Origin of the sequence: Atlantibacter hermannii, assembly GCF_009907385.1 — a bacterium.
Taxonomy (GTDB): domain Bacteria; phylum Pseudomonadota; class Gammaproteobacteria; order Enterobacterales; family Enterobacteriaceae; genus Atlantibacter; species Atlantibacter hermannii_A.
In genome coordinates this window covers 1-11318 of record NZ_JAAATR010000052.1, presented here as the reverse complement: position 1 = coordinate 11318, position 11318 = coordinate 1, and the positions used below count along the sequence as shown (strand labels likewise).

Below are 11318 nucleotides of genomic sequence, written 5' to 3'. Positions count from 1 at the left end.
CTTACATCAGTAAGTGACCGGGGTTTTCGAGCGCAGTCAACGCCGCTACGGCGTGAAAGGCGACGGGCAAATTATTTGGCGTCGGTCGCCGTGCCATTGGCATGCCACGTGAACACGCCGAATTCAAACCCTTTCAGATCGCCCTTCTCATCCCATGACAGCGGACCCATCACCGTTTCAACAGAGTTCGCTTTCAGGTATTTAGCAATTTCAGCCGGATCGTCAGACTGGTTCAGGCCGGCCTGCAGGGATTGCAGCGCAGCGTAGGTGGTCCACACGAACGCGCCGCTCGGATCCTGTTTCTTGGCTTTAATCGCGTCAACAATCGGTTTGTTCGCCGGAACCTGATCGTAGTTCTTCGGCTTGGTCACTAACATGCCTTCGGCAGATTCGCCGGCGATGTTAGACAGAGACACGTTGGCCACGCCTTCCGGGCCCATAAACTGGGTTTTCAGGCCTGCCGCGCGCGACTGGCGCAGGATCTGGCCCATTTCCGGGTGGTAGCCACCGTAGTAAACGAAGTCGATATTTTCTTTCTTCAGACGTGCCACCAGAGTGGAGAAATCTTTCTCACCAGCAGTGATACCGTCAAAGAACACCACGTTCGCGCCGGCTTTCTTCAGGTTATCCTGCACGGAACGCGCCAGACCTTCGCCGTACTGCTGTTTGTCGTGGATAACCGCGATGCGCTGCGGCTTCACTTTCTCAGCGATGTATTTCGCCGCGGTTGGGCCCTGGTCGGAATCCAGACCGGTGGTGCGCAGCACCAGCTGATAGCCACGCGCTGTCAGTTCCGGAGCGGTCGCCGCTGGCGTGATCATCAGAATACCTTCGTCTTCGTAGATATCAGACGCTGGCTGAGTGGAAGAAGAGCACAGGTGGCCGATAACGTATTTGATGCCGTCGTTAACCACTTTGTTCGCTACCGCTACCGCTTGTTTCGGGTCGCAGGCGTCATCATATTTGGTCACAACCAGTTTGTTGCCTTTGATGCCGCCCCTGGCGTTAATATCGGCAACCGCTTGCTCTGCGCCAGTAAACTCCTGGTCTCCATACTGCGCGACTGGGCCGGACATGGCGCCGACGACGGCAATCTTAATATCTTCCGCCATTGCCGCGCTGCTCATCGCCAGAGCGATACATCCCGCCAGTAACGCTTTACCCGTCATTTTCATCCTGAGGATCCCCATTGTTGTGGTTGTTGAAGTTGTTTTGTTGTTTTGATTTGGCACATTATATCGCCATCGCACTTAGGCGCAGCATTAGATAGTAGAAAGGAGGGATGCCACCGGTGCCTGAGCAGCATACTCTGCTAAAACATACCCCATTTTTCTGATTTTGGAACAACAATTTTGTGGGGGGAATAACAGAAAGTGAGCGCGGCGGGGTCTTATTGCAACATTAGTGCAACAACAATGCCCGCCGCATCAGGGTTAGCGCGGTAAAACCTGTTTAAGAATATTTAGCGCCTGGGTGAATTGCGCTTGTGGGATCGTCAGCGGATACAGGAAGCGGATCACGTTGCCGTATACACCGCAGGTGAGCAGTAGCAACCCCTGCTCCAGCGCCGCCTGCTGAACGTCGCGGGTGATGTCCGGCGACGGCTTGCCGGTTGCCGGGTCGTTAAACTCGATAGCAATCATCGAACCCAGCCCGCGCACCTGTGCCACCGCGTTGCTCCGGGACTGCTCCAGCACCTCTTTCAATTGCGCGCCGAGTTCATTCGCGCGCTGGCACAGTTTTTCATCGTCAATGACATCCAGCACCGCATGGGCCGAAGCAATCGCCAGCGGGTTCCCGGCGTAGGTGCCACCCAACCCGCCCGGCGCGGGGGCATCCATCACCTCGGCGCGCCCCGCAACGGCGGATAGCGGCATCCCGCCCGCCAGGCTTTTCGCCATGGTGATCAAATCGGCTTTCACCGGATAATGCTCCATGGCGAACAATTTACCGGTACGCGCAAAACCGGTCTGCACTTCATCGGCAATCAGCAGGATGCCATGCTGGTCGCAAATCTGCCGCAGCGCGCTGAAAAATGCCGGCGGCGCGACGTTAAACCCGCCCTCGCCCTGAATAGGCTCTAATATTATTGCCGCCACCTGGTCCGGGGCGATATCGGCTTTGAAGAGGTATTCCAGGCTTTCCAGGGCCTGCTCAACGCTGACGCCGTGCAGGTCATTTGGGTAACGGGCATGAAACACCGAACCGGGGAATGGACCAAAGCCGAGCTTGTACGGGGCCACTTTGCCGGTGAGCGCCATGGTCATAAAGGTTCGGCCATGAAACGCGCCGCTAAAGGTGATAATACCGGGGCGACGGGTGCTGGCCCGGGCAATTTTTACGGCGTTTTCCACCGCTTCCGCGCCGGTGGTAAAAAACGCGGTTTTCACCGGCCCTTCAATGGGCGCGCGCTCGTTGATGCGCTCCGCCAGCGACACGTACCCTTCGTAGGGCACAATCTGATAAGCGGTATGGGTAAAAGCCTTGAGTTGTTTTTCAATCGCCTCAACCAGGCGCGGATGGCGGTGCCCGGTATTCAGCACGGCAATCCCCGCAGCGAAATCAATCACTTCCCGGCCTTCCACGTCCCACAGGGTGGCGTTTTCCGCGCGCTCAGCGTAAAACCCACACATCACGCCGATACCGCGCGGCGTTGCATTCTGACGGCGTTGATGTAGTTCTGAATTTTTCACTTTCGTCTCTCCGCAGCTCTTTTACGTTAATGCAACATGTACACTACATTGTGGTTTATTTAGCGCGCTTTGGTTCTATAATCGAGTACCAATCCTGACTGATTGAGGGATCCAATTGCATTCTCTGGTGGGCGACTTAGTGCTGGTGCGCTTTGCGGCGCAGCGGGAGGGGCTTTTGCATCGGCGGTTATATAACGCGCTGCGCCAGGCGATTCTGGACAAAAGCCTGGCCCCGCAGACGCGCCTGCCCGCCTCGCGAGATCTCGCCGCACAGTTGGGCATTTCCCGCAACAGCGTGATTACGGTGTACGAGCAGCTGCTGGCGGAAGGCTATGTCACCTCGCGCCAGGGCAGCGGCACCTGGGTGGCGCAAATCCTGCCGGATAACATGTTTCCCCCGCAGGCGCGCGGCGATGCGCTATCGCCACCCGCTACGGCGCCCGCGTTTTCACGCCGTGGGCAGCAGTTGCTGGATAACATCAGCGCCAGCCCGAGCCAGTGGGGCGCGTTTATTCCCGGCGTGCCGGACGTCAGCGCCTTTCCCCACCAGCGCTTCAGCAAAATTCAGGCGCGCATCAGCCGCCGCCCCGCTCCCCGGCAGCTCACTTACAGCAATAACGGCGGCTCACCGGCGCTACAACAGGCGCTGGTGGAGTATTTGCGGGTGGCCCGTTCGGTGAACTGCAACGCCGAACAGATCCTGATCGTCGAAGGAGTACACCAGGCCATTGACCTGGTGACGCGAATGCTCACCAACCCTGGCGACCATGCCTGGATTGAAGAACCCTCCTACTGGGGCATCCGCCATATTTTGCAGATAAATGAGGTAACGCTCTGCCCGATCGATGTCGATCAGGCGGGAATGGCCCCTCCGGAAACCGTTGATGCCCACCCACGCCTGATCTTCGTCACGCCTTCGCATCAGTACCCGCTGGGGCCGGTGATGAGCCTGGAACGGCGGCAGCGCCTGCTGAACATTGCGGCGAGGCATCCGTGCTGGATAGTGGAAGACGATTACGACAGCGAGTTTCGCTTTTCCGGTCAGCCGATCCCGGCGCTTCAGGGACTGGTGCCCGACGCGCCGGTGATTTATATCGGCACCTTCAGCAAGACGCTCTATCCCGGACTGCGGCTCGGGTATCTGGTGCTGCCGCCAGCCCTGGCCGAATCATTCAGAAAAGCTCATGCCGAGCTGTACCGCAGCGGACATTCGCTGATCCAGAGCGCGCTGGCGGAGTTTATCGAGTCGGGACTGTATACCGCCCATATTCGCCGGATGCGGTTGCTGTACAGTAAGCGCCGGGCGCTGCTGTGCCAGTTGATTACCCGGACGTTTGGGCCGCAGGCGCTGAATGATTTTAACGATAATGCCGGGCTGCATCTGGTTTTGCATCTGCCGGGCGAGGCGGATGACGTGGCGATTGCAGCCCATGCTAATGCCCATGGCATTCTGGTGCGGGCGCTGTCGCGCTATTACGTGGGGTCTGCAAAACGGCGGGGATTGCTGATGGGTTTCGCCAGCATTACCGAAGAACAGATGCCGCAAGCCTTTGAGCGGCTGGTGGAGTCGGTGCGGCTGTTTTGCCCGCAAGCGTTTATCAAACGCTAAAAACAAAATACCCCATGATCTCTCACGGGGTATTTTTTATCGCCAGCGGCTATCAGGCTTCGATAGCGGCGCGCAGTTTTTTCATTGCATTCTTTTCAAGCTGGCGCACACGTTCGGCGGAGACGCCATAACGGTCGGCCAGTTCCTGCAATGTGGTTTTGCTGTCTTCATCCAGCCAGCGGGCGCGGATGATGTGCTGGCTACGTTCGTCCAGCCCCTGCATCGCATCAGACAGTTTATCCGCCGCGTGCTCTTCCCAGTTGTCATCCTCAATGCCGTCGGCAAAGTTCGAAGATTTATCCTGCAGGTAGAGAACCGGGGCCATCGGCTGTCCGTCCGGCGCATCGTCGTCCGGAGACATATCAAACGTCATGTCCTGGGCCGCCATACGCGACTCCATTTCACGCACGTCTTTGCTGGTTACGCCCAGCTCGCGAGCCACCATTTCCACTTCATCCTGGTTAAACCAGCCCAGACGCTGCTTGGTTTTGCGCAGGTTAAAGAACAGCTTGCGCTGCGCTTTAGTGGTGGCCACTTTCACAATACGCCAGTTACGCAGCACGTATTCGTGAATTTCCGCTTTGATCCAGTGTACCGCGAAGGACACCAGACGCACGCCCACTTCCGGGTTGAAGCGACGCACGGCTTTCATCAGGCCGATATTGCCTTCCTGAATCAGATCCGCCTGCGGCAGGCCATAGCCCGCATAGTTACGAGCGATATGAACAACAAATCGCAGGTGAGACAGGATCAGCTTTTTCGCTGCTTCCAGATCGCCCTGGTAATGCAGCTTTTCAGCAAGTGTCCGTTCTTCCTCGGCCGATAACATCGGCCAGGCGTTGGCGGCCCGGATATAGGATTCCAGGTTGCCTACCGGAGCGAGCGCTAAAGTTTGCATTTCTTTGGTCATTCAAATCCTCTCAATCATTATCAGACTGGCGGTGCGTTGTCCCCATCAGGCAACAAACGGGCCAGTTCTTATGAGCAACGAGAATATCATCCACTCTTTCTTCAGACAGTGATTTTATCCACAAGTTCCATGTCGATTTGTGAATAGTTTACACACAGAGTGTGACAACGCTATGAAAAAGCGCGGCAGGGTTTGTCGAGTACTGCTCCCCTGCGGACGGGAACTCGTAGCAGGGGAGAAGTATACCAAACTTTTTTTAGTCGGGGGTAAAGTGACGTAAATGTTGCACCGTGGCAAGCCAGGCTGCCAGCCAGCCGATCATCGAGCACACCAGCAGCAGCAGCAGACATTCATCAAAGGATAAGCCATTGAGATCAAAGGCTGTCCCAAATACCCGTGCGACATCGGTCACGGCAGATGAAAGCCGCATCACCAAAATTTCTGAAAGAATCAGTGACAAAAATGCGCCGCTAAAACCGAGTAACGCGCCGCCGTATAAAAACGGACGCAGGATAAATCCGTCGGTGGCGCCAATCAGCTTTTGCACGTTTATCGTGTCGCGACGGGCAAAAATACTCAGCCGCACGCTGTTGCCAATCACCAGGAACACCGCAGCGACCATCAGTACGCCGATCATCGCCGCCACGCGTCCCACCAGACCGGTTAACGCCGCAAGACGCGCGAACCAGCTGTCGTCCATACGCACTTCGTCCACGCCCTGCACGCGCGCAACCCGGTCACGCAACGTGTTCAGCGATTCAGTGCCCTGGAAATCCAGCTTCGGCACGATCACCGCCACGGCGGGCAGCGGGTTTTCTTCCAGCATATCCAGCGCACCGCCAAAGCCTGACCAGTTGCGGAACTCGCCTAACGCTTCTTCCCGCGACAGGTAATTGACTTTCTCAACGCCCTGCTCGGCCTGCAATTGCCCGACCACCTGCTGGGCCGCATCGTCGTCCAGCGCTTTATCAAGATAAACGGTGATCTGCGGGGAAGGATAATACTGGGTCGCCGCCTGGTTGACGTTCTTATAAACCATATAGCAGACGCTGGGCAGCGTCAGGGAAATGGCGATGACCATCACGGTCAAAAACGTGGCGAACGGTTTGCTTTTCAGGTCCTGTAGCGCACCGTTCCAGGCATAGCGAAACTGCTCGTTAACGCCGCCTTTGCGGGATTTTGCTTTCGCCGGCTGGCCTTTCGCGCGTTTCGGCGGCTGACGGTTACTGTCGCCACCCATTTTCTGGCGGGTAAAACCGCTGAGCTTGTTGCCAAAGCGCTTCATTTCATTCAGCGCATCACGTTTATTCACCGGGGCGGCCTCCATGCAAATGCCCTTCGCTCAGGGTCAACATCGGATAATGGCGGCTGGAAATCAGCCCCATATCATGCGTGGCCATTAATACCGTGACGCCCACGCGGTTAAACTCTTCGAACAGGCGCAAAATGCCTTCCGACAGCGCTTCATCCAGGTTACCGGTCGGTTCATCCGCCAACAGAACCGCAGGCTTGTTCACCACCGCACGGGCGATGCCCACGCGCTGCTGTTCACCGCCGGATAGCTGGATCGGGAAGCTTTTGGCTTTATCCAGCAGGCCGACTTTATCCAGCGCGGCGCTAACGCGGCGGCGAATATCTTCGCTGCTGGCTCCGGCGATGATCAGCGGGATCGCCACGTTATCGAATACCGTTCTGTCCATCAGCAGATGGTGATCCTGAAAGATCATGCCAATCTGGCGGCGCAAAAACGGCACTTCACGATTTTTTAAACGGCTGATCTCATGACCGGCAAAATAAATTTGCCCCGCGCTGGGGCGTTCAATGCCGCAGATAAGCTTCAGCAGCGTACTCTTACCGGCGCCGGAGTGGCCGGTGAGGAATGCCATCTCGCCAGGTTGCAGGTGAAATGTCACCCCCTGCAGAGCCTGTCTCCCACCAAGATAGGCTTTGCTGACCTGTTCAAAGCGAATCATTGTTAATCCTCTCGGGCAAAAAGTGCCTCTATAAAGTCGCCCGCATTAAACGGGCGCAAATCAGAAATTTGTTCGCCAACGCCAATATAGCGAATCGGAATACCGAACTGGTCCGCAACTGAGAAAATCACCCCGCCTTTGGCCGTGCCGTCCAGCTTGGTCAGGGTAATGCCCGTCAGGCCTACCGCCTCATGGAACAGTTTGGCCTGGCTGATGGCATTCTGCCCGGTGCTGGCGTCAATGGTCAGCATAATCTCATGCGGGGCCGCTTCGTCGAGTTTTTTCATTACCCGGACGATTTTCTTCAGCTCTTCCATCAGGTGCGATTTATTCTGCAAACGACCTGCAGTATCGGCAATCAACACGTCGATATTGCGCGCCTTCGCAGCCTGAATGGCGTCGAAGATCACCGAAGCGGAATCCGCGCCGGTATGCTGCGCCACCACCGGGATATTGTTGCGCTGCCCCCAAACCTGAAGCTGCTCAACTGCCGCCGCACGGAAAGTATCCCCCGCCGCCAGCATCACCGATTTCCCCTGCTGCTCGAACTGACGCGCCAGTTTGCCGATAGTGGTGGTTTTACCCACGCCGTTGACGCCTACCATCAGAATAACAAACGGCGTTTTGCCTTCAACGTTCAGCGGCTCGTCGACTTTTGCCAGAATCTCGCCCATCTCGTCCTTCAGCAAACCGTACAGCGCTTCTGCGTCACGCAACTGCTTGCGGCTGGCCCCTTCGGTAAGATTGGCGATGATTTTACGGGTGGTTTCCACGCCCACGTCGGCAATCAGCAGCTGTTCTTCCAGTTCCTCAAACAGATCATCATCGATTTTCTTGCCGCGGAACAGACTGATAAATCCGGAACCGAGATTTTCTTTAGTTTTAATCAGGCTGCGCTTCAGGCGCGCGAAGAACCCTTCTTTGGTCGGTTTTTCCTGAACGGGAACGACCACATCGGCCTGCTGCAACTCATCAACCGGTTCTTCACCCTGCTGGCTCGCCGCCAGCGCCTGCGCGTCGAGCTCTTCGTCGCTGATGCCCGGCCCGGCTTCCGCTAACGGCTCCTGCTCCGCCTGCCACTCTTCCGGCTCGATTTCCTGCGCCTGTACTTCTTCGGGTAACGGCAGGGTTTCGTGCTCGATCACCGCCGCTGTTTGCTGCTCATTCACCTCGACGGCTTCATCAACGACTGGCTGCGGTTCTTCCGCTTGCGCCGCCTGCTGTTCGGTGATTTCAACCAGATCTTCCGCAAACGCGTGCGATTCTTCCAGCGTATGCGGGGCAGACGTAGCAACCTCTTCCACAACAGGCGCGTCAGCCTCGGCAACGGGCTGCTCGACAGCTTCCGGCGGCAGCTCGGTAACCTGATTCTCGATTTCTTGTTCCGTTACCTGCTGCTGTTCAACTTCAGGTTCCTGCTCTTTTTGGCCGAAACCCAGCCAGGAAAAAAAGCCCCGTTTTTTATCTTTTGCCATTGGCGACTACACCCCTCGCTGTTGAATCCTGGCAGCATCTCCGCGCAATCACATCGCGGGCGCTAAATTTTTTACGAATGAATACGTTATTCTATCACTTTCCCGCCAGCGCATCACGCCGACGGATTCAGGTTTCACCTGACGGCCTGCGCCGCTAGAATAGCAGGCCAAATTATTAAGCCCAGTGAACAGCATGAAGAAACCCACCTCCTCTGGCAGCGGCCAGATTCGTATTATCGGCGGCCAATGGCGAGGCCGAAAACTGCCGGTCACCGACAGCCCCGGCCTGCGCCCGACCACCGATCGGGTGCGTGAAACGCTGTTCAACTGGCTGGCCCCTTATATGGTGGATGCGCGCTGTCTCGACTGTTTTGCCGGCAGCGGCGCGCTAGGGCTGGAGTCGCTGTCCCGCTATGCCGCCAGCGCCACGCTGCTGGAGATGGAACGGCCCGTGGCGCAGCAGCTACAGAAAAACCTGGCGACGCTAAAGGCCGCCAACGGCAACGTGGTCAACACCAATACCCTGAACTACCTTAATCAAACCGGTACGCCGCACGACATCGTGTTTATCGATCCGCCGTTTCGCAAGGGGTTACTTGATGAAACAGTAAGCCTGCTGGAGAAAAACGGCTGGCTGGCGGACGAGGCATTAATCTACGTCGAAAGCGAAGTGGAGAACGGCATGCCGCCGGTTCCGGCAAGCTGGCAGTTGCACCGGGAAAAAGTGGCGGGCCAGGTGGCCTATCGCCTCTATTTACGTGAAGCGCAAGGAGCGGAACATGCTGATTAATCTGGGACGCCTGTTGATGCTGTGTGTGTGGGGATTTTTGATCCTGAATCTGATCCAGCCTTTCCCGCGCCCGCTGAATATTTTCGTCAACGTGGCGCTGGTATTTATGGTGCTGATGCACGGCTTACAGCTGGCGATGCTGAAAGCCACCCAACCCAAAAACGCGCCGCCGATGGCTAAACCGGAACAGATCCGCATCTTTCTGTTTGGCGTATTCGAACTGCTGGCCTGGCAGAAAAAGCAAAAGATGAAGTAATGCTGGCGCAGGCGCGGTTACGGCTGCGCCTCAAAACGCACAAAGCGCGTGCCCTGATAAACCAGCGCCCCTTTCTCTCCCACCGTGAGCTGATGGTAATCCGCCGCCTGTAGCCGGAAAGTCATTTCCATCCCGCCCTGTAACGGCTTAAAGCTGGCCTCATAACGCATCGTCTCGCCCGCCGGCGTAACTTCGCGCTGACGCGAGCGGCGATCATTGGCGGGTTTCTCTCGTTTGTTAGTGATTACCACCTGCTTTTGTAACTGCGGTGCGGCATCGTTGCTGGCCTTCTCCCGGCGCTGTTGCATAAAGCGAAAAGAGGCGGCGGCGACGATTATCGCGATGATAACTATCAGGAAAAACGGCATTTTACTCATAACGGCACTCTGATCAATAACGCGCTTTTTAGAATACTCTGGCCTGATAAGCATTGTCATCTGCCCCGGCGGGACACTAGACTGAAAGACAGAGCCGCGCACAATGGGTGCGCGTTACAATAACTGAATCAGGGACTTATCATGCTTTGGTCGTTTATTGCTGTCTGTTTTTCCGCCTGGCTGTATGTGGATGCCTCTTATCGCGGTCCGGCCTGGCAACGCTGGGTATTTAAACCCGTCACATTATTACTGTTGCTGCTGCTGGCCTGGCAGGCCCCGATGTTTGAAGCGCTGGGCTATCTGGTGGTGGCCGGGCTGCTGGCGACGCTGGTGGGCGATACGCTGACTTTATTGCCGCGTGAACGCCTGCTGTATGCCATCGGCGCGTTTTTCCTGTCTCATTTGCTGTATACCATCTACTTCGCAAGCCAGATGACTCTGTCGTTCTACTGGCCGTTGCCGCTGGCCCTGGCGGTGATTGGCGTGGCGCTGATTGCTGTGATCTGGACGCGGCTTGAAGAGCTGCGCTGGCCGATCTGCACATTTATCGGCATGACGCTGGTGATGGTATGGCTCGCGGGTGAACTGTGGTTCTTCCGCCCAACCGATACCAGCCTGTCGGCGTTTGTCGGCGCGGCGCTGCTGCTGTTAAGCAACGTGGTCTGGCTGGGCAGCCATTATCGCAAGCGCTTTACGGCCGATAACGCTATCGCCTCGGCCTGTTATTTTGCCGGGCATTTCCTGATTGTGCGTTCGCTGTACCTGTAAACTTTGCAGAAAAGTTGATCAATGGCTTGACTCTGGAGTCCACTCCAGAGTGTACCCTTCCGGTAATGAGAAAATGATTGTTACCGGAGGATGCCATGACTACCCCAACGCCAGATGGCAAGCCCATTCCCCAGTTTGGTTCCGTTAAATTTAAACCGCTTGATGCGCAGACGTCCTGTTGCGCCGACGGTCAATGCAGCCAACCCGCGCCTCAACCCTTGACGCCCCCTTCTGCTGCCGCCCAACGCTTTAGCTGGCACGTACAGGGCATGGACTGCGCCGCCTGCGCCCGCAAAGTCGAAAACGCGGCGCGCCAAATTCCCGGCGTCAGCCAGGCGCAGGTGGTGTTCGCGACTGAAAAATTGTTGGTCGATGCCGCCGCCGACGTGCGCGAGCAGGTCGAGCAGGCAATCCGTCAGGCGGGCTATACCCTGACCGACAGCGATTCCCCTGCGCCTCCCCCCTCC

General features: G+C 56.8%; 12 protein-coding genes. 5 read left to right on the top strand and 7 right to left on the bottom strand.

Annotated features, from left to right (window positions below; genetic code table 11):
- Window positions 1-71: 71 nt before the first annotated feature.
- Together GV764_RS14615 and GV764_RS14610 are read right to left on the bottom strand one after the other, a co-directional pair.
- Window positions 72-1175, bottom strand: coding sequence for a branched-chain amino acid ABC transporter substrate-binding protein (locus GV764_RS14615; RefSeq protein WP_161660784.1), 1104 nt, complete (start codon window positions 1173-1175; stop codon window positions 72-74).
- 258 nt (window positions 1176-1433) lie between these two features.
- Entirely contained in the window at window positions 1434-2693 is a 1260-nt protein-coding gene (locus GV764_RS14610; RefSeq protein WP_161660783.1) for a 4-aminobutyrate--2-oxoglutarate transaminase, read from the bottom strand.
- 115 nt (window positions 2694-2808) lie between these two features.
- On the opposite strand from GV764_RS14610, the gene pdxR reads away from it, so the two are divergent.
- Complete coding sequence (pdxR, locus tag GV764_RS14605) at window positions 2809-4302, top strand: MocR-like pyridoxine biosynthesis transcription factor PdxR (protein WP_161660782.1); 1494 nt, start codon at window positions 2809-2811, stop codon at window positions 4300-4302.
- A 52-nt stretch (window positions 4303-4354) separates the two neighbouring features.
- Here pdxR and rpoH read toward each other — a convergent pair whose 3' ends face one another.
- The 4 genes from rpoH to ftsY all read right to left on the bottom strand — a co-directional run bounded on the left by rpoH (window position 4355) and on the right by ftsY (window position 8660).
- On the bottom strand, window positions 4355-5212 hold the full coding sequence (gene rpoH / locus GV764_RS14600; RefSeq protein WP_125292615.1) for an RNA polymerase sigma factor RpoH: 858 nt from the start codon (window positions 5210-5212) through the stop codon (window positions 4355-4357).
- Between the two features lie 256 nt (window positions 5213-5468).
- The gene (gene ftsX / locus GV764_RS14595; RefSeq protein WP_161660781.1) at window positions 5469-6524 is read right to left on the bottom strand and encodes a permease-like cell division protein FtsX; all 1056 of its coding nucleotides are present in this window, start codon (window positions 6522-6524) and stop codon (window positions 5469-5471) included.
- On the bottom strand, window positions 6517-7185 hold the full coding sequence (gene ftsE / locus GV764_RS14590; protein WP_125292617.1) for a cell division ATP-binding protein FtsE: 669 nt from the start codon (window positions 7183-7185) through the stop codon (window positions 6517-6519). Before ftsE ends, ftsX begins: the two co-directional genes overlap by 8 nt.
- 2 nt (window positions 7186-7187) lie before the next feature.
- Window positions 7188-8660, bottom strand: a complete 1473-nt coding sequence (ftsY, locus tag GV764_RS14585) for a signal recognition particle-docking protein FtsY (RefSeq protein ID WP_161660780.1) — start codon at window positions 8658-8660, stop codon at window positions 7188-7190.
- A gap of 193 nt (window positions 8661-8853) precedes the next feature.
- Between ftsY and rsmD the strand changes: the two genes are divergently transcribed.
- Both rsmD and GV764_RS14575 read left to right on the top strand, forming a co-directional pair.
- Window positions 8854-9450, top strand: a complete 597-nt coding sequence (gene rsmD / locus GV764_RS14580) for a 16S rRNA (guanine(966)-N(2))-methyltransferase (RefSeq protein WP_161660779.1) — start codon at window positions 8854-8856, stop codon at window positions 9448-9450.
- Window positions 9440-9706 (top strand): DUF1145 family protein, encoded by a 267-nt coding sequence (locus GV764_RS14575; RefSeq protein ID WP_161660778.1) that lies wholly within the window; start codon window positions 9440-9442, stop codon window positions 9704-9706. Before rsmD ends, GV764_RS14575 begins: the two co-directional genes overlap by 11 nt.
- A gap of 17 nt (window positions 9707-9723) precedes the next feature.
- On the opposite strand, the gene GV764_RS14570 is transcribed toward GV764_RS14575, so the two are convergent.
- Window positions 9724-10083: a DUF2500 domain-containing protein gene (locus tag GV764_RS14570; RefSeq protein ID WP_161660777.1), complete on the bottom strand. Its 360-nt coding sequence runs from the start codon at window positions 10081-10083 to the stop codon at window positions 9724-9726.
- 141 nt (window positions 10084-10224) lie between these two features.
- Between GV764_RS14570 and GV764_RS14565 the strand changes: the two genes are divergently transcribed.
- Window positions 10225-10851, top strand: a complete 627-nt coding sequence (locus tag GV764_RS14565) for a lysoplasmalogenase (protein WP_161660776.1) — start codon at window positions 10225-10227, stop codon at window positions 10849-10851.
- Window positions 10852-10946: 95 nt separating this feature from the next.
- Window positions 10947-11318 (top strand): cation transporter (locus GV764_RS14560; RefSeq protein WP_201743204.1); only part of this gene is annotated, 372 nt, incomplete at its 3' end.